Consider the following 18545-nt stretch of genomic DNA (forward strand, 5'->3'; position numbering starts at 1 on the left):
CGTGAACCTTCTTCGGCCGAAGCAGCAGGTCCGGCCGCTCTTATCCACATCGTTATCCCCAACGCTGCAAAGGCATTCTGCCTGTCCCGCCGCGGCTTCGACGGCGGTCGACTCACAACCTGGGGATAACTCCGCATGTCACGCTAACGAATCGGGCCCGCACGCTCAAATCATCGTGCGAGCCGAATGTGCACCGTTGTCGGCGTGCCTCTCCAGGCATAGTCCTCCCGGTATGGATAATCAACGGTTCGTCAGCGTCCGGTTTGACCTCGCGGATGCCACCCCGTACCGTTAATGGGTTGACCGCACGCTTCAACGCGCGGCACAGCTTCCTTCCTCACGGCGCCTGGCGCGAGACATGTTGTGACGTGTCTCTGCGGGCCTGCCTCACGAAGAGAACCGAAACATCGATCGAGAGACCTGTCTGATGAGCAAGAGAACGTTCCAGCCGAACAACCGTCGTCGCGCCAAGGTGCACGGCTTCCGTCTGCGGATGCGTACGCGCGCGGGTCGCGCGATCCTCGCGAACCGTCGTCGCAAGGGCCGCACCGAGCTCTCCGCGTAGTCGCCTGACGTCAAGGTGCTCGCCAAGGCGAACCGGATCCGCAGCGGGGTCGACTATCGGCTGACCGTCCGCAAGGGAGCGCGAGTGCACGGGCCGAACACGATCACCTACGTGCGCGCCGGTGTCGAACACGCAGAGCGCACCGGGCCGGTGCGCTTCGGGTTCATCGTGAGCAAGGCGGTGGGCGTCGCCGTGGTGCGCAACACGGTTCGTCGCAGGCTCAAGGCCGTGTGCCGCGAACTGCTGCCGGAACTGGCGCCGGGCCACGAGATCGTGGTGCGGGCTCTGCCAGCCTCCGCGCAGGCATCCTGGATTACCCTGCAAAGAGAGATCCGCCGAGCCGTCGACAAAGTAGGCGCCCGATGCATGCCGTGATGACGACCGTTCTTCTACTTCCGAGAAACGTCGCTGTGCTGCTTCTGCGCGCCTATCGGGCTGTGATCTCACCTCTGTACGGTGACGTGTGCCGCTACTATCCGTCGTGTTCGGCCTACGCGCTGGGCGCCATTCAGGAGCACGGCGTCATCGTCGGCACCGCTCTCGGTATCACGCGCATAGCGCGATGTCATCCCTGGGCGGCCGGCGGCGTCGACGACGTTCCCCACAAGAAGACCCCCCGCTACTCCGTCACGCCTTTCGGGTTCGTGGTGGCGCGCGGCCACGCAAAAGGATGACCGAGTAAGTGGACTTCATCTATACGATCCTCTGGCCGATCGAGTGGCTGGTGCAGCTGCTCCTGATCGGCTGGCACATGCTGTGGACCTCGGTCGGGCTGGATCCCAGTGGGGGTCTCACCTGGGTTCTTTCGATCGTCGGCCTGACTGCCGTCATCCGTGCCGCGCTGATCCCCATCTTCGTGCGGCAGATCAAGAATCAGCGCCGCATGCTCGAGGTGGCGCCGCAGCTGAAGAAGATCCAGGACAAGTACAAGGGTAAGAAGGACCAGCTCTCTCGTGAGGCGATGTCTCGCGAGACCATGGAGCTCTACAAGCGCACCGGTACGAACCCGTTGAGCTCCTGCCTTCCGCTTCTGCTGCAGATGCCGGTGTTCTTCAGCCTGTTCCATGTTCTCAACGACGCGCAGAGCGGACATGACAGCGTGGGCCTGCTGAGCGGTGCGAACCTGCTCAAGTCGTTCCAGGACGCGAAATTCATCGGTGCGCCTTTGAACGCGTCGTTCGGATCGCAGTGGAGCCTGATGATCGCAGGCAAGGATTACAGCCTGTCGGTGATGCTGATCGCGGCGACCATGGTGATCCTGATGGTGGCGTCGCAGTTCACCACGCAGCTCCAGATCGTCTCGAAGAACATGTCGCCGGAGACGAAGGCGAGCCCGCAGTTCCGCCAGCAGCGCATCCTGCTCTACCTGCTTCCCTTCGTCTTCCTGTTCTCCGGTGTCGCGTTCCCGCTGGGCGTGATGTTCTACTGGCTCACCTCGAACATCTGGACCATGGCGCAGCAGTGGCTTGTGATCCGCAACATGCCGACGCCTGGTAGTGAGGCCGAAAAGGCGCGAGAGGCGAGACTGGCCCGCAAGGGCAAGCTGAAGACACCGGAGGGAGCCCCCATACTCGTCGTCGACGAGGTTCCGGCGAAACCGATCACCACGCAGCGCCAGCAACCGATGAGCAAGAGCCGAGCCAAGAAGACCGGGGGAAAGAAGCAGTGAGCATGACAGAGGAGACCTCGGTTCACGCCGACGCGGCATCCGCGATCGAGGGCTCGGATGAGCGGTCGGCGGTCGGCGAGGACGCCGAAGGGACGCAGTCCGCGTCCGCATCGGAATCCGACGGCGACGACGGTCAGAGCCTGGATGCCCAGGGTGATGCCGCAGCGGACTACATCGAGGCGCTCCTGGACATCTGTGATCTCGACGGTGACATCGACATCGACGTGCAGAACGAGCGACCCTACGTCTCGGTCTCGGCGGAGGATCCGCAGGCGCTTCGCCTGCTCAGCCGCGGCGAGACCGTGAGCGCACTCCAGGAGCTGGCGCGCCTCGCCGTACAGTCGAAGACCGGTGCCTTCTCCCGCCTGATCCTGGACATCGGCGGCTCGCGGGACGCCCGTAAGCAGGAGCTTTCTGTTCTCGTGGATCACGCGATCGAGCGGCTGGAGCAGGGCGCCGCGCAGGCCGCGCTGCCCGCGATGACGTCGTACGAGCGCAAGATCGTGCACGACGTCGTCTCTGAGCGCGGGTTCTCGTCTCACTCGGTAGGCGAGGCATCCGAGCGTCACACCGTGATCACGCGCGCGTAGGCACTGTCGTTGGAGCACATCGTCCCTACGTTTCACGTGAAACATGACCGTTGACGTCGAGCGTGAGCCGGCGTCTGCCGCCGAACTCTTCGGTGACCGGATCGATCTGGCCCGCGCGTTCACTGAATCCCTCGCGCACCAAGGAGAAGAACGCGGGCTGATCGGCCCTCTCGAGCCTGCGCGACTGTGGACACGTCATGTACTGAACTGCGCCGTGGTGGCCCCTCTTCTGCATTCCGGCGCGTCGGTCGGCGATGTCGGCAGCGGTGCGGGGCTTCCAGGAATAGTGCTGGCGATCGCGCGACCTGACGTACGGCTCGTTCTGATCGAGCCGATGGAACGTCGCGTCGCGTGGCTGCAGGAACAGAAGGCTGCGCTGCGACTGACGAACGTCGAAGTGCTTCGGGCCCGGGCCGAGGATGTGCGGCTGGAATCGCCTCTGGACCAGGTGACGGCTCGGGCTGTGAGCGCGTTACGCAAGCTGATTCCGTTGACCGCTCCCCTGGTTCGCCATGGTGGAGAGCTCCTTCTCATGAAGGGGGCGAACGCAGAGGCGGAGGTGTCGGCTGCGGCAAAGGAACTGCGACGTTTCCACATCCGCGAAGTGTCTGTGGAGATTCTCGGGTCCGGAGTCGTCGACGAAGTGACCAGAGTCATCCGGGCTACAGTGAGATAGCTCTGATGCCGGCTGGTTGCGCCCGCTGAGACCGCCGTCCCAGGCAGAATCCGCGTTGCTCGCCTGAAGTAGATCACCGGAGTTTCACGTGAAACATCCGAAGAGAAGAAATACACGGAGGTACTCGCGAGAAGTGGATACGTCGACTCCCCTTGCAAGCGAGGTCGCCGACCTGAATCGGCGACGCCAGGCCATCGAGGAAACGACGATCCCGCTGCCTTCGCGCACCAGGATCTTCACGATCTCGAATCAGAAGGGTGGCGTCGGAAAGACCACAACTGTGGTGAATCTCGCCGCTGCTCTTGCCCGGTCGGGCGCGCGCGTGCTCGTGATCGACCTCGATCCGCAAGGAAATGCATCCACTGCACTCGGCGTCGAGCATCGCGAGGGAACCCCGAGCGTCTATGACGTCGTCGTGAACGACATCGAGATGGCGGACGTCGTGCAGACCTCGCCCGACCAGACGGATCTGTTCTGCGTTCCGGCCACGATCGATCTGGCCGGGGCGGAGATCGAGCTCGTGTCCATGGTCGCGAGGGAGCAGCGTCTCTCTCGCGCCCTTCACACGTTTCTCGACGAGATCCCCGAGGGCATCGACTACGTGCTCATCGACTGCCCGCCGTCGCTCGGACTGCTCACGATCAACGCGTTCGTCGCGGCGACCGAGGTGCTGATCCCGATTCAGTGCGAGTATTACGCGCTCGAGGGACTCGGCCAGCTGCTGAAGAACATCTCGTTGATCGAGAAGCACCTCAACCCGAAACTGCAGGTGTCGACGATTCTGCTCACCATGTTCGACTCGCGCACCAACCTCGCCCATCAGGTCGCGGACGAGGTGCGCGACCACTTTCCGAAACAGGTTCTGGAGGCGGTGATTCCTCGATCCGTCCGCATCTCGGAGGCGCCCAGCTATGGACAGAGCGTGATCAGTTACGACGCCGGTTCGCCGGGGGCTCTCTCCTATCTCGAAGCGGCGGCCGAGATCGCCAGGCGAGGCGCACCGCGCTGAGTTCCTTGCGACGATTGCCGCGTTGAGCGCAACCAGCAGAACAGCAGAACAGCAGAACAGCAGAACAGCAGAACAGCAGAACAGCAGAACACAGAGGCCGCGACGCGGCAGGCAAGAGGAAGCACAGCACGATGGCAGCGAAGCGCACAGGCTTAGGCCGCGGAATCGGCGCGCTCATCCCTACAGCAGACACCGACACGAGGCGACCCGTGGACGTGTTCTTCCGCGACCGTGGAGCATCCGGTGAAGGAGAGTCCGCAACGGGGGGTCTGCTTGCCGTTCCGGGAGCGCGACTGGCGAACCTCTCCCCCGACGACATCGTGCCGAACGCACAGCAGCCTCGCACCGAGTTCGACCGGGAGGCGATGGACGAACTCGTCGCAAGCATCCGCGAGGTCGGCGTGCTCCAGCCCGTCGTGGTGCGCCCACTGTCTGGGCTGCCCGGCAAGTACGAGCTCATCATGGGCGAGCGGCGGCTGCGTGCAACGAAGACGCTGGGCCTCGCGACCATTCCGGCAGTGGTGAAAGACACCGCTGACGAAGACATGCTTCGGGATGCCCTGCTGGAGAACCTGCATCGGTCGCAGCTGAATCCACTGGAAGAGGCGTCGGCGTACCAGCAACTGCTGGCGGACTTCGGCATCACCCAGGACGAGCTCGCAACACGAATCGGTCGCTCGCGTCCGCAGATCACGAACACCATCCGACTCCTGAAGCTGCCGTCCCCGGTGCAGCAGAGGGTGGCGGCCGGCGTACTCAGCGCGGGCCACGCACGAGCGATCCTCGCCGCGGGTGACACCGACGCGATGCAGCGCGTCGCCGACAAGATCGTGAACGAGGATCTGTCGGTGCGTGCAGCCGAAGCGCTCGTGAGCGCGAATCCCAGGCAGGTGAAGCCTCGCCCGGCGGCGGGAAAGCGACAGTCGAACCTGGATGAGGTAGCGGACCGCCTCGGGGATCGCCTGAACACGCGGGTGAAGGTGGCGCTCGGAGCCCGTAAAGGACAGATCACCATAGAGTTCGCCTCGGTGCAGGACCTCAACCGCATTCTCGGGGAGATCGGCGAAGGCCCGTACGCAGGCTGAAGGCCAGGTTCGCGCTCGTGGTTCCCTCGGGATTCTCGCCTGCGCGCCTGTGACCGCGCGGGAGAGCGAGCAAACTCGTTTACCGGACCACGCGAATGTCCCAGCCAAGGCGGATGCCGTATGAGGGCCGGTGCATAGCGAGAGCCAGGTGCCGCGCCAGAGGCACGGGCATCGGAAAGGTGGAAGGATCGGGGCGGTGAGCACTCTGCGCGATCGCCTTCGTTCGGTCCCATCCGTCACGGGAACTGCGCCGCCGTGGGATCCCGAGACGGCACCTGAGCATCCACGCGATCTCTTCGTCGAGTGGCTGATGCATGCCATCGACGCCGGCGCCGCGGAGCCGCTCGCGGTCACGCTGTCGACCGTGGACGAGACCGGTGCACCGGACTCGCGTGTCGTGATGCTGAAGGACGTGACCCGCGACTTCGGACTGGAGTTGGCCACCGGAGCGGAGTCGACGAAGAGTCGTCAGCTGGCGGCCGATCCACGGTGTGCGATGACGTTCTATTGGGCTTCGGTTGCTCGTGCCGTGAGGATTCGCGGTGAAGCTGTCGCCGGATCGCGTGAGCAGGCGGCACGGGACTTTCTGGCGAGGCATCCGGACGCCCGCGCGGTTGCGCTCGCTGAACTGCAGAGTGCGCCGATGACCGATCCGGAGCATCACACCGAGATGATCGCAGAGCAGCGCGCCAGGATCGACGCCGATCCGACACTCGTATCCGCCACCTGGACTTTGTGGCGCATTCACCCGAAGAATGTCGAGTTCTGGCAGGGTGCTCCGACCCGAGATCACCTACGGCTTCGGTATGCGCAGCACGCCGGCACCTGGCATCGCGAACGCCTCTGGCCCTGACGCGGACGGAGCCCTTCACGGCATACGCGATCGTGGTTGCGGTGAATCGCACGGGCGTGGCGTCGCGGTGAATCGTACGGACGCGGATGTTTCACGTGAAACCTAGAGGCGCCGATGTTTCACGTGAAACCTGGGGAGCCTGGCGGCGCCACGGTGATGCGAGGCAGCAATGGATGAGTCACGGATGTTTCACGTGAAACATCCGCGCGGTGCGCTACGCGTCACTCGGTGAGAGCTGTTGCTTCGCGGATCGCCTGTTCTGCGAGGCCGACATAGACGGCGCCGAGGTCGAAGCCGGCCGCCTCGATGGCAAGCGGGACGAGTGATGTCTCCGTCAGACCTGGGAGCACGTTCGCCTCGAGGAACCAGGGAACACCCCCTGGGTCGACGATCAGGTCGACCCGAGACAGATGACGCAGGCCGAGAGCCTCGTGTGCAGTGATCGCGACCTCGGCCACTCGGTCTGCTGCGGCATCCGTCAGTCGTGCCGGCGTGAAGAAGTTCGTCTCTCCCGCGTTGTACCGCGCCTCGAAGCTGTAGACGCCGTTTCGCGGCACGATCTCCACCGCGGGAAGCGCGACCGGGCCGGCCCCGGTGTCGAGCACGGTCACAGCGACCTCGATGCCGACGACGCGGCGCTCGATGAGCGCGACATCGTTGTAGGTGTACGCGTTCACGAGAGCGCGCGGCAGGTCGGCGACGTCATCCACATAGGTGACCCCCTGGGCGGACCCGCCCTCGGCCGGCTTGACGACGAGTGGCGCCGTGAGCGCGTCGCCCAGCGCCTCGAGCACGCTGACCGCGCCGAGTTCGCGGAACGTCTCGGTCGGCAGTGTCACGGATGCCGGTGTCTGCACTCCCGCGCGCGCCACCAGCGTCTTCGCGACGGGCTTGAGCCACGCGAGGCGAGCGGCTTCGGCATCCGCCCCGACGAAGGGAACCCCGGCTGTGGCGAGCAGTGCCCGGAGTGCGCCGTTCTCGCCGCTGGCGCCGTGGAGGGCCGGCCAGACGACATCAGGTTCCAGCGCGTCGATCGCTGAGAGCAGCTCACCGTCGGGTTCTCGAACCGTGACTCGGTGGCCGTGGGCGGAGAGGCCATCCGCGACGCGGCGCCCCGAGCGCAGTGAGACGTCACGTTCATGGGAGAGCCCGCCCGCGAGGACGAGCACGTTCAATCGTTCGAAGTCGGTCATGGGCGACCCTTCAGGCGGTTCGGCTAGCGGAGGTCGGAGGGCGGGAACGTGTCGGCGGCCACGCGCTGGGTGCGCAGTGACCCGGTCCCCGCAAAGGTGTCGAGCAGGTCGAGCTCGCCGTTGATCACGTTGGCCAGTCGGCGCACGCCGACACGAATGGCTTCCGGTGTCGGGTAGCAGAACGACAGGCGGATGTTCCGGGCGCCGTCGCCGTCCGCGTAGAACGCGGTGCCGGGCGTGTATGCGACGAGCTCGGTGACCGCGCGCGGCAGCATCGCCTTGGAGTCGAGCGATTCCGGCAGAGTGAGCCACACGTAGAATCCACCGTTCGGATTCGTCCAGCCGAGTTCGGGCAGGTGCTCCTCGAGAGCGGAGATCATCGCTTGTTTACGCTCGCGATAGACGCCGCGGAAGGTGTCGATCTGGCCGCGCCAGTCCGCTTCGCTGAGATACTGCGAGATCACGAGCTGCGTGAACGAACTGGGGCTGAGTACGGCGGCCTCGTTGGCCAGGATGAGCTTCTCCCTGATCGCGTGGGGGGCGAGCGCCCAGCCGACCCGGAATCCCGGAGCCAGCGTCTTGGAGAACGTGCCCAGATAGACGACACCCTCCTCGTCGATGGAGCGCATCGCGGCAGGCGGCTTCTGCTCGAAGTACAGCAGCCCGTACGGGTTGTCTTCGAGCACCAGGATGCCGTTCTCGCGGCAGATCTCGAGGATCTCCAGCCGCCGTTCCCACGTGAGCGTGACGCCCGCGGGATTGTGGAACGTGGGGATCGTGTACAGGAACTTGATGCGACGGCCGACGGCGCGCGCGTTCGCGATGTGCTGCCGCAGGGCATCCGGGATCAGTCCGTGCTCGTCGGACGGAACATGGTCGACCTCCGCCTGATACGACTTGAAGATCACGAGCGCGGTGACGTAGCTCGGGCCCTCGGCGAGCACGAGGTCGCCCGGGTCGAGGAAGAGTTTCGCGAACAGCTCGAGGCCGTGCTGTGATCCGGTCGTGACGATCACGTCGTCGGCGCTCGCGCTGATGCCCTCGAGCGCCATCACCTCGGTGATCTGCTCGCGGAGCAACGGCACGCCCTGGCCCGACCCGTACTGGAGGGCGACCGGTCCCTGCTCCCGCATGACGCGTTCCATCGCACCGACGACGAGGTCTTCCGGAAGAGCGGAGACATACGGCATGCCGCCCGCCAGCGAGACCACTTCGGGCCGGGAGGCGACGGCGAACAGAGCTCGAACCTCACTGGCGGCAAGGCCCGCGGTGCGCTGCGCGTACGAGGAGAACCAGGGGTCGAGATTGTTGCCCGCTGTGTGCGAGCCGCCGTTGTGAATCACGTGTCATTCCGTTCTGAGCGTGGATTCCATGCTAGGGGATGCCCGATGTGGGTCGTCTTCGGGCGGAGAGCGGTGGGAAATGCAGAACGCCCGCCCGGCGGGTGCCGGGCGGGCGTTGGAGTGCTCCGACCGACCTACTTGATGTAGGCGGCCAGGTCGGCTTCGAGAGCGGGCTTGGGCTTGGCGCCGACGACGGTCTTGACGACCTCGCCGCCCTGATAGACCTTCAGCGCCGGAATCGACGTGATCTGGTACTTGAACGCGGTCTGCGGGTTCTCGTCGACGTTCAGCTTGACGATCTCGAGCTTGTCGCCGTGCTCCGCTGCGATCTGGTCGAGGATCGGCGCGACCGCACGACACGGGCCGCACCACTCGGCCCAGAAGTCGACGAGCACGGTCTTTTCGGAATCGAGCACATCCTGCTGGAACGTGGCATCCGTGACGGACTTGGCGCTGGACATTGTTCTCCTTCTATCGGTTCGTTCCGCCGCGCGAGGCGGTGGACTTCTCATGTTCGGCTCAACGGCCTTGGGTCAGTTGGCGAGGCTGAGCGCCTCACGTTCGTTCTGGTCGAGTGCCGCCAGGTAGTGCTCGGCATCGAGGGCGGCGACGGTTCCACTCCCCGCGGCGGTGACCGCCTGCCGGTAGGTCGGGTCGATCACGTCGCCGGCAGCGAAAACGCCGGGCAGGTTGGTCTTGGAACTGCGACCGTCGACGGCGATGGTGCCGGCCGCGGTGAGGTCGAGCTGCCCGTGCACGAGGTGCGTGCGCGGGTCATTGCCGATGGCCACGAACAGCCCGTCGAGCGCGAGGTCGTGCTCCTCCCCCGTGACGGTGTCACGCAGGGTCACTCCGGTGACGGCGCTGTCGCCGGTGATCGCGAGCACCTCGCTGTTCCAGACGAACTCGATCTTGTCGTTCTCGAACGCGCGGTTCTGCATGATCTTGGATGCCCGCAGCTGGTCGCGACGGTGGATCACGTACACCTTCGACGCGAATCGCGTCAAGAACGTGGCCTCCTCGACAGCGGAGTCGCCACCGCCGACGACCGCGATGGTCTTCTCGCGAAAGAAGAATCCGTCGCAGGTGGCGCACCACGACAGGCCGTGACCCGACAGGTGCTCCTCTTCGGCGAGCCCGAGCTTGCGGTAGGCGGAACCGGTCGCGAAGATGACCGACCGGGCCTCGTGCGTCTCGCCGTTGCCGAGCCGCACCTTCTTCACCTCGCCGTCGAGCTCGAGCGACACGACGTCGTCGTACAGCACCTCGGTGCCGAACTTCTCCGCCTGCACTTGCAGTTTGGCCATCAGGTCAGGACCCATGATGCCGTCGGGGAACCCGGGAAAGTTCTCCACCTCCGTGGTGTTCATCAGCTCGCCACCGGCCTCGACGGAACTGGCGATCAGGAGCGGCTCGAGGTTGGCACGCGCCGCATAGATGGCGGCCGTGTAACCGGCTGGGCCGGAACCGATGATGATGATCTGACGCACGTGTGCTCCTCGTCTTGCTGTGCTGTGCAACACAGTGTAGGCGGACGGTATTCCGCGGCCGCGCAGCCGGCGTCGAGACAGCTGCTCAGCGGAGGGAGCGTCCAGGCAGGCGGCGGCGCAGCAGGTTCCACGCGATCGTGAACTCCTCGGTGCGCAGAAGGCGGAGCATCCCGGAGTACACCGCCAGCATGACCACCCCGACAGCGGCGATGGAGAGCACGGCGGGGAGGATGCCCGCCACGGCGAATCCGCGGGTGTATGCACCGAGGAGGGCGAGCACGAACACCCCGACGACACCGGCGAGCACGGCGGAGAGCAGGAATCGCCACAGGCCACGGAGGATACGGCGCCCGTCGACGCCGCGCATCCTTCGCCGCAGGAGCACAGCCGCGATGATCGCCTGCACGGTGCCGGCGAGCGACACGGCGAATGCGATGGACATGGCGCGGTACTGGGGGGCGACGAGCAGGCAGAGCAGCACACCGGTGATGACGACGGCCACTTGGGCGAGTGTGAAGAGGAACGGCGTGCGCGTGTCGCCCAGGGAGTAGAACGCGCGCTGGATGACGAACAGGATGCAGAACGGCACGAGCCCGGCGGCATACCCGATCAGCACGTTGCCGAGAGCGGCGTAGTCGTAATCGTGGGTGAAGATCCGCGCGATCGGGTACGCGGCGACGATGATCGCGACAGAGAAAAAGCTGATCAGCGCGGCAATCGAACGTGTCGCGGTCGAGAAGTCGGTGCGGAACGAGGTGACGTTCCCCTCCCGGGCGTGCTCGGCCATGCGGGTGTAGAAGGCCGTGACGATCGAGACCGCGATGATCGAGTGCGGCAGCATGAAGATCAGCCAGGACTGGGTCATGGCGGCGACAGAGGCATAGCTGCTGGTGGTGCCGACGGTGTTCGCCACGTTCGTCTCGATCACACCCGCCAGCTGCGTGAGGACCAGCATGGCGAGCGTCCAGGCCGCTGCACGTCCGGCGGTTCCGAGTTCGACGCCGCGCCACTTGAAGTCGAACCGGAACTTCAGGCCGACCCGTCGCCAGAAGAAGAAGAGCACCAGCGCCTGCACCGCGATGCCTAGGGTCGCACCGCCGCCGAGCACGGCGATCATGCCCGAGGTCCAGTCCGCGGCATGGGGCCGTGGGTGCTGCGCCTCTGCGCCGAACATGAGGATGAACACGATCAGCGTCGCGATGCTGACCACGTTGTTGAACACGGGTGCCCAGGTGAACGGCCCGAACGACTTGCGTGCGTTGAGTACTTCGCCGAGGAGTGTGTACAGGCCGAGGAAGAAGATCTGCGGCAGGGACCAGTAGGCGAACGCCGTCACCAGACCGGCGTACGAGCCCCGGGCACCGAACAGCTGGGCCAAGAACGGCGCCAGCAGCGTCGCGACCACGGCGACAGCGGCGAAGATCAGGATGCCCAGCGTGACGAGCTTGTTGATGTATGCCTTACCGCCATCGGCGTGAACGGATGCTCGCACGATCTGCGGCACCAGGACGGCGCTCAGGATGCCCTGCGCGATGATCGCGTAGATGCTGTTCGGCACCTGCGTGGCCGTGCCGTATGCGTTTGCTCCGATCGCGAGCACACCGATGGCCTGGATCAGCACCCACGACCGCACGAAGCCCAGCACGCGCGAGACCATCGTGCCGGAAGCGAGCATGGCACTCGCGCGTCCGACGCTAGCCACGTGGGCTCCCTTCGTCGTCGGGTGGGGCTTCTGCGGCATCGGTTTCTGCGGGGTCGGTTCCTGCGGGATCGGTTTCGACGGGCTCAACCGGCGGGAGGGCGTGGGGCTCGGCGGGTGGGGTTTCTGCGGGATCGGTTTCGACAGGCTCAACCGGCGGGAGGGCGTGGGATTCGGCGGGCGGGATGTCGTGGGGCTCGGCGGGCGGGATGTCGTGGGGCTCGAAGGGCGGGATTTCTGCGGGATCGGTTTCGACAGGCTCAACCGGCGGGATGTCGTGGGATTCGGCGGGCGGGACGGCATCCTCCTGCGACCCTCTCGTGCGGCGCTCGTTCACGCGGCGCAGGATGCTGCGGGTCAGCCCGAAGCCGAAGAACAGCACCACGGCGATGCCGAGAGCGAGCGCTCCCAGGCCCTCCCAGTCCGCATGCACCTCGATGGCGGCCGTCTGCGGTGCACCGATCGGCAGACCGGTCGGGCTGTACAGCTGCAGGCCGAGCTTGACGCTGCCGTTGCCGAGCTTCGCCTTGACCGGCACGAGAACCTTCGCACTGGCATCCGCCGGAATGGGCTTCGCGGTGTCCGAGTCGACCTCGAGCCTGTTGTTGGAGGGCGTCGCGCGCAGCACGACGTTCACGGCCGGCTTCACGCCGTTCGGGAGCACGAGACCGTTCGTCACCGTGACCGGGATGAGACTCTGCGCGCTGGCCACCGTGATCTTTCCGGTGGGGTCGATCTTGATCGAATTGACCGTGTCACTCGACTGTTTGACGAAGCCGGCCACGGCAGCGGGCCAGTTGTTGTCGGGCTGACGCCATCCGACCGACAAAAGCGAGAGCAGTTCGTTGCGGGTCTGACCGGTGAGGGCCGTGGGGTCGGTGAGAACGGTGGCGAAGGCATCCATGTTGCCTGCTGCGCCCGTGAGCTGGTTCACGGCGGCCGTTGTGGTCGGGTCCTGAACGGCGTCGTCGAGCTTCAGGCCCTCCGAGACCGGTGCGGTGAGCGCATCACGCAGCGATGACGCGGTCACCCACGGCAGCGTGAAGACCGAGGTCAGGGCGCGGCTGGCCTCCCCCTCGTTCGCCGGCCAGCTGCGGTCGAGTCCGGCAAGGATGATCGTGCCGGTGGAGCCCTGCTTGCTGATCTCGGCGAGCTGGGCCGAAACGGATGCCAGCGCAGCATTCTCCTGGTCCGCTCCGATGGCCGACACCACCTTGCGCAGTGCGTCGCTGACGCCCTGATCGGTGACGAGCGCCGTTCCACCCTTCACCGGCAGCGGCGCATTCGGGGTGACGGACAGCGAGGACTGGTTCGTGTTCGACCCGGAGACGATCGTGGACTTGTAGCCGTCGTTCGCCAGCGCATTCAGGTCGCCGGCGCGCAGGCTGTCATCGGCAGGCCACGCGATGCCGCTGAACGTGTAAGGCCACGACAGCAACTGAGCCGTGCTGGGAACGTTCGGCTGCTTGGGTGTGGAAGTCGGGGTCGGCGTCACGAACGGGTTGTTGTCGGTCGGCGTCGGTATCGGCTGCGGGGTCTCACCGACGGTCAGCTGGCCGGGAAAGTTGCCGGGATCCATCGCGTAGCCGAACGATGTCGGGGCGAACAGCGAGGTGACGCCGGACTGCAGCTGCGTGGCGACATCCGCATCGCCGTATTGAAGCGGGAAGGAATCGTTCGTCAGGGAGTCCAGATCGTTGACCCAGTTCTGCGCGCTCTGTGGCGCGGAGGTGCCGAGAACGCGGATCGAGGCGATGATCATCGGGTCGATGGCGATGGCGATCGACGGATGGTCGCGCGCGAGCTGGAGCTGTCGGGTGAGCAGTCCGTCCGGGGCGGTGTAGGTGGCGAGATCGTCGGCGGCGATCAGCCCCGACGAGGTGGGCGGCACCGTGATGGGCATGGCCACGGCGAGACCGACCTGGTGCTGCACGCCGGTGCCCTCGTAGGTGAGGGTCGAGTATCCGGTTCCGACGGCGCCCGAGCCGACGGTCACTGCTGCGGTGAGCCCGTACACGGCCGTGTTGCCGCTGAGCCCGACCGCCTGCTCAGGGATCGTGAGAGTGGCCACGCGCTGGTTCGTGCCGGCGGTGACGGCCTGAGTGGTCGCCGTCTGGATGACGCGGGTCGTGGCGTCGTGGTCGGAGTCGGGCTTGAGCCAGGCATCCAGACCGTGACGGGATCCCAGCGGCTTCTCGGTGATCGAGACGGTTGCGGTGCCAGGGCCGATGACGTCGGCGGAGGCGTTGTCGATGCTGATCGTGATGGTGACGGACTGCCCCGGCGACTCCGTTCCGGCGTTCCCGGCGTAGAGCGACACCGTAGGGGACGCGCCGCTCGCCGCCACGGCCGACCGCGTCTTCCCCGGTTTCTGCGCGTGCGCGGATGCCGGGGTGAGCATCCCGCCGGCCGCCATAGCGCTCGTCGCCACAAGGGCGGCGACTGCAGCCAGCAGAGCACCCCTGGCGAGCTTCAGCACGCGACTTCGCGCTCGCCCGGGCTCGCTCCCACCGTCGAGCGACCCGACGGCGCCGCTGGTCAACCGCATGCGGCAGCGCAGGGGTCGACGGGGAGCATGCCCGCAATTGTACTGAGGCGCCCAATGGCGGAAACCGGGACCGGCCGGGCAGTCGCTCAGGCCGGCCGCCAGTAGACTGGCGAGCACTATGCAGAGCGTCGCCGAGTCCCTCGCGCGCCTGCGCGAAACCGCCGAGTCGCCCGTCGTTTCGCGCCTCGCTCGAGCATTTTCGGACGCAGGCCATGAGCTCGCACTCGTCGGCGGTCCGGTGCGCGACGCCCTGCTCGGCCGCACCGTGCACGACCTGGACTTCACGACGGACGCTCGGCCGGAACGCACCATCGAGATTGTGAAGCCCTTGGCGGATGCCTGGTGGGACATCGGCCGCAAGTTCGGCACGATCGGTGCCCGCTTCGGCGACGACATCGTGGAGGTGACCACGTATCGCGCCGACAGTTACGACGGGGAGACCCGCAAACCGGAGGTCGAGTTCGGCGACACCCTCGATGGCGACCTCGTGCGGCGCGACTTCACCGTGAACGCGCTTGCGCTGCGGGTGCCGCAGGTGGCATTGGTCGACCCGTCGAACGGCGTCGACGACCTGCTGGCCGGGGTGCTGCGCACGCCGATCTCGCCGGAGGTGTCGTTCGGCGACGATCCGCTGCGCATGCTGCGCGCGGCCCGGTTCGCCTCTCAGCTCGGGTTCTCGGTGAGCGACGACACGGTGGTGGCGATGCGCGGGATGGCGGATCGCATCGAGATCGTCAGTGCCGAGCGCATCCGGGACGAGCTGGTGAAGCTCTTGACGAGCGATGATCCGCGCCCCGGGCTCGAGCTGCTGGTGGAGACCGGACTGGCCGATCGCATCCTTCCCGAGCTGCCCGCGCTACGCCTGGAGATCGACGAGCATCACCACCACAAAGACGTGTACCGGCACACGCTCACCGTGGTCGACCAGGTGATCGGATACGAACGGGAACGGCATCCGCACGACGCACCTGACCTCGTGCTGCGCCTGGCGGCCCTTCTGCACGACATCGGCAAGCCGGCCACGCGTCGGCTCGAGGCCGGCGGGGTGGTGAGTTTTCACCACCACGACGTCGTGGGATCGAAGCTCGCACGCAAGCGGCTGCGCGCGCTGCGGTTCGACAACGAGACGGTGGATGCCGTCAGCCGGCTCATCGAGCTGCACCTGCGGTTCTTCGGGTATGCCGACACCGCGTGGACCGATTCGGCGGTGCGCCGTTATGTGCGCGATGCCGGCGACCAGCTCGAACGACTGCACGAACTGACCCGGGCCGACGTCACGACCAGGAACCGCCGCAAGGCCGACCGGCTCGGGTTCGCGTACGACGACCTCGAGGACCGCATCGCTCAGCTGCAGGCGCAGGAGGAACTGGATGCCGTGCGCCCCGAACTCGACGGGGCTGACGTGATGCGCATCCTCGGCCTGATGCCCGGGCCCGAGGTCGGTAGAGCTATGAAGTTCCTTCTCGACCTGCGACTCGACGAGGGTCTGCTCGGTGCCGATGAGGCCGAGCAGCGGCTGCGGGAGTGGGCCGCCCCCCGATCGCTGGACCGGTAGTCTGCGCCGAGGTTCAGCAACTTCATCAACAGGACGTTCGGCTGAGAGCATGCCAATCCGTCATGCTTTCGGCGGGAGCGCGCGATCCGTCATGTTGACGAGGTGGCGGCGGGCACGAGCCGCACCCCGACGACCGTGGCGATCGGCTCCCGCTGGCCGCCGCAGTGCACCACGTGGTCGCCGTCGACCGTGAGCTGGGTGGCGTGCGCGCGGAGGGCATCCGCGATGCCGTCGAGCCGATCGGATGCATCGATCACGAACGCGCGCGAAGCGTTCGGGGTGACGAGTTCGGCGAACGGCACACCGGCCGCCTGGCACGCTCGCACTGCGGCCCGCCGGATGCAGCGGTGGTCCGGATGCCCGTAGCCGCCCTGGTCGTCGTAGCTGACGACGACGTCGGGGCGCACGTGACGGATGAGGGCGAGCACGTCGGCGACCACCTCCGGCTCGGGCGCCAGCGTGAGCGCTTGCGGGGGTGCATCGTCGACCGGCCCGGCGACCGTCGGCGTGATCCAGCGCATGCCGGAGTCCGTGTAGCGACGCGGAGGCACACCGCCGGCACGGGCAGGCGGTTCGCCGAGAAGATAGGAATCCGCCACACCCAGCGTCTGCACCGCTCGGCGCAACTCGTCGAGACGGATGCCCGTGAGCAGTTCCGGATCGTGCCCGACCTGTTCCCGCAGCTCGGGCACGACGCCGCCGCGCTCACCGCGGGTCGCGGTCAGCAGCGTCACCCGCACCCCGAGCTCGACCAGCCGCAGGATCACGCCACCCGACGAGAGCGTCTCGTCATCGGGATGCGCGTGCACGAACAGCACGCGGCGCGCGCCCGCGAACGGGTTCATGCGCAGCTCCGCCACGCTCCGTGCTCGGCGTTCCGGAGCAGCTCGCGGTAGGCAAGCACCGTCTCGTGTGCGGTGCGATCCCAGGAGCGCTCCGCCGCGAAACGGATGCCCGCGGCCGACTGCGCCGCCCATAGGTCGTCGTCGTCGAGCAGCGCTTCGAGCCGCATGGCCCACTCCCGCGGCTCCCGGGACGAAAGCAGCACCGTCCGTGCGTTCACCGCCTCGACCAGACCGCCGGATGCCGACGCCAGCACCGGAACACCGCTGGCCTGGGCCTCGAGCGCGACGAGCCCGTAGGTCTCCGAGTGCGATGGCACGAGCACCGCCGTCGCCTGGGCGAACAGTTCGGCGAGATCCGCGCGCGCCAGCGGCCCGGCGAACCGCACCCGCCCGGTCACTCCGAGCTCGGCGGCCAGCATCCGAAGCTCCTCGACGTGTCGCTCGTAGCCGTCTGTCGGACCGCCGGCGATCACCAGGTCGGGCCGGCGGGCATCCGGAAGCGCGGCGATCGTTCGTATGGCCAGATCGATCCCCTTGAGCGGCTCGATGCGTGCCGCGGTCACGACGTATGGCCGCGGGTGCACGCGGCGGGGACCGCGGTGGAACAGCGTCGCATCCACTCCTGGCAGCACGACGTGCACGTGGGCCGGGTCGGCGTGCAGCCGATGCACGATCGTGCGCTGCTCGGCGTGGCTGACCGCGACGACGGCATCCGACGTCCTCGCCAGCTGCTCCTCACCGGCGAGACGTCCAGCAGACTCCGGCCGCTCGCCCTCGGTCAGCTCCGTCGACGGATGCGCCGCGATGCTGTGAAAGCTCTGCACGTGCGGAACGCGACGTTCGCGCGCGAACGGCAGCCCGGCCATCCCGGCCAGCCAGTGATGCGAGTGCACGACGTCGACGTCGCCGACGGCATCCAGCCCGGCGCGGAACGCTGCGACGAACGCCTCCTGCTCACCCTTCGGCCTCAGGGCGGCGGGACCGGCGTCGACCAGCCGCAGCACCACGCCCGACGGGCGAATGCTCACCGCCGGCAGGTCCGGCGTGAACCGCCGTGTGACCACCTCGACGCTGTGGCCCTCGGATGCCATGCGCTCGGCCGTCGCGCGCACCAGCACGTTCATGCCTCCGACGTCGCCCGACCCGGGAGCGGCGAACGGCGAGGTATGCAGCGCCACCACCGCGATGCGCAAGGGTCGTTCAGTCATGCCTCCAGCGTAAGTACGTCGCGCGGCCGCCACCGCCGATCGAGCCGGTCGATACCGAGCTGCGCTGGTCTCGCTCGGGCGTGCCGCCCACCTCGCGGGCTGGTCCGGTAGAACGCGAGCGGACCTGGGTCTCGCCGGGCGGTGCCGCCCACCCGCGGGCCGTGCCGCCCACGCGCGGGTCGTGCCGCCCACGCGCGAGTTGAGGCCGCCCTCCCGC

18 protein-coding genes are annotated in these 18545 nt (G+C 66.8%); 10 read left to right on the forward strand and 8 right to left on the reverse strand.

The window, feature by feature from the left end:
- Positions 1-427 precede the first annotated feature (427 nt).
- From rpmH to ACYVDK_RS01365, 9 genes are all read left to right on the forward strand, one after another.
- Positions 428-565, forward strand: coding sequence for a 50S ribosomal protein L34 (rpmH, locus tag ACYVDK_RS01325; protein ID WP_026940492.1), 138 nt, complete (start codon positions 428-430; stop codon positions 563-565).
- Positions 566-580: 15 nt separating this feature from the next.
- Positions 581-940 carry a ribonuclease P protein component gene (gene rnpA / locus ACYVDK_RS01330; protein WP_460516812.1) on the forward strand — a complete coding sequence of 120 codons (360 nt, stop codon included), beginning with the start codon at positions 581-583 and terminating at the stop codon, positions 938-940.
- The gene (gene yidD, locus ACYVDK_RS01335; RefSeq protein ID WP_460516815.1) at positions 940-1239 is read left to right on the forward strand and encodes a membrane protein insertion efficiency factor YidD; all 300 of its coding nucleotides are present in this window, start codon (positions 940-942) and stop codon (positions 1237-1239) included. Before rnpA ends, yidD begins: the two co-directional genes overlap by 1 nt.
- Positions 1240-1247: 8 nt before the next feature.
- Positions 1248-2234: a membrane protein insertase YidC gene (gene yidC, locus ACYVDK_RS01340; RefSeq protein ID WP_460516818.1), complete on the forward strand. Its 987-nt coding sequence runs from the start codon at positions 1248-1250 to the stop codon at positions 2232-2234.
- A 2-nt stretch (positions 2235-2236) separates the two neighbouring features.
- The gene (locus ACYVDK_RS01345; RefSeq protein ID WP_460516821.1) at positions 2237-2824 is read left to right on the forward strand and encodes a Jag family protein; all 588 of its coding nucleotides are present in this window, start codon (positions 2237-2239) and stop codon (positions 2822-2824) included.
- Between the two features lie 43 nt (positions 2825-2867).
- A complete protein-coding gene (rsmG, locus tag ACYVDK_RS01350; protein WP_460516823.1) occupies positions 2868-3500 on the forward strand; it encodes a 16S rRNA (guanine(527)-N(7))-methyltransferase RsmG in 633 nt (210 codons plus the stop codon).
- Between the two features lie 133 nt (positions 3501-3633).
- Positions 3634-4509, forward strand: coding sequence for a ParA family protein (locus tag ACYVDK_RS01355; RefSeq protein ID WP_460516825.1), 876 nt, complete (start codon positions 3634-3636; stop codon positions 4507-4509).
- Between the two features lie 131 nt (positions 4510-4640).
- Positions 4641-5594 (forward strand): ParB/RepB/Spo0J family partition protein, encoded by a 954-nt coding sequence (locus ACYVDK_RS01360; protein WP_460516828.1) that lies wholly within the window; start codon positions 4641-4643, stop codon positions 5592-5594.
- Positions 5595-5790: 196 nt separating this feature from the next.
- A complete protein-coding gene (locus ACYVDK_RS01365; protein WP_460516831.1) occupies positions 5791-6447 on the forward strand; it encodes a pyridoxine/pyridoxamine 5'-phosphate oxidase in 657 nt (218 codons plus the stop codon).
- A gap of 221 nt (positions 6448-6668) precedes the next feature.
- Here the strand turns inward: ACYVDK_RS01365 and ACYVDK_RS01370 are convergent, their stop codons facing one another.
- The 6 genes from ACYVDK_RS01370 to ACYVDK_RS01395 all read right to left on the reverse strand — a co-directional run bounded on the left by ACYVDK_RS01370 (position 6669) and on the right by ACYVDK_RS01395 (position 14720).
- Entirely contained in the window at positions 6669-7640 is a 972-nt protein-coding gene (locus tag ACYVDK_RS01370; RefSeq protein ID WP_460516834.1) for a D-alanine--D-alanine ligase family protein, read from the reverse strand.
- A gap of 23 nt (positions 7641-7663) precedes the next feature.
- Positions 7664-8983 carry an aminotransferase-like domain-containing protein gene (locus ACYVDK_RS01375; protein ID WP_460516837.1) on the reverse strand — a complete coding sequence of 440 codons (1320 nt, stop codon included), beginning with the start codon at positions 8981-8983 and terminating at the stop codon, positions 7664-7666.
- A gap of 134 nt (positions 8984-9117) precedes the next feature.
- Positions 9118-9444 carry a thioredoxin family protein gene (gene trxA, locus ACYVDK_RS01380; RefSeq protein ID WP_460516840.1) on the reverse strand — a complete coding sequence of 109 codons (327 nt, stop codon included), beginning with the start codon at positions 9442-9444 and terminating at the stop codon, positions 9118-9120.
- Between the two features lie 72 nt (positions 9445-9516).
- A complete protein-coding gene (trxB, locus tag ACYVDK_RS01385; RefSeq protein WP_460516843.1) occupies positions 9517-10473 on the reverse strand; it encodes an NAD(P)/FAD-dependent oxidoreductase in 957 nt (318 codons plus the stop codon).
- A gap of 85 nt (positions 10474-10558) precedes the next feature.
- The gene (murJ, locus tag ACYVDK_RS01390; protein ID WP_460516846.1) at positions 10559-12175 is read right to left on the reverse strand and encodes a murein biosynthesis integral membrane protein MurJ; all 1617 of its coding nucleotides are present in this window, start codon (positions 12173-12175) and stop codon (positions 10559-10561) included.
- The gene (locus tag ACYVDK_RS01395) at positions 12168-14720 is read right to left on the reverse strand and encodes a DUF6049 family protein (RefSeq protein WP_460516849.1); all 2553 of its coding nucleotides are present in this window, start codon (positions 14718-14720) and stop codon (positions 12168-12170) included. Before ACYVDK_RS01395 ends, murJ begins: the two co-directional genes overlap by 8 nt.
- 118 nt (positions 14721-14838) lie before the next feature.
- Here ACYVDK_RS01395 and ACYVDK_RS01400 point away from each other — a divergent pair, with 118 nt between their 5' ends.
- The gene (locus ACYVDK_RS01400; RefSeq protein ID WP_460516852.1) at positions 14839-16275 is read left to right on the forward strand and encodes a CCA tRNA nucleotidyltransferase; all 1437 of its coding nucleotides are present in this window, start codon (positions 14839-14841) and stop codon (positions 16273-16275) included.
- 89 nt (positions 16276-16364) lie between these two features.
- Here the strand turns inward: ACYVDK_RS01400 and ACYVDK_RS01405 are convergent, their stop codons facing one another.
- Both ACYVDK_RS01405 and ACYVDK_RS01410 read right to left on the reverse strand, forming a co-directional pair.
- Positions 16365-17120, reverse strand: coding sequence for a PIG-L family deacetylase (locus ACYVDK_RS01405; protein ID WP_460516855.1), 756 nt, complete (start codon positions 17118-17120; stop codon positions 16365-16367).
- A complete protein-coding gene (locus ACYVDK_RS01410) occupies positions 17117-18328 on the reverse strand; it encodes a glycosyltransferase (protein ID WP_460516858.1) in 1212 nt (403 codons plus the stop codon). The genes ACYVDK_RS01405 and ACYVDK_RS01410 overlap by 4 nt, the downstream gene beginning before the upstream one ends.
- Between the last annotated feature and the right edge of the window lie 217 nt (positions 18329-18545).

It is taken from the genome of Humibacter antri (assembly GCF_054777235.1).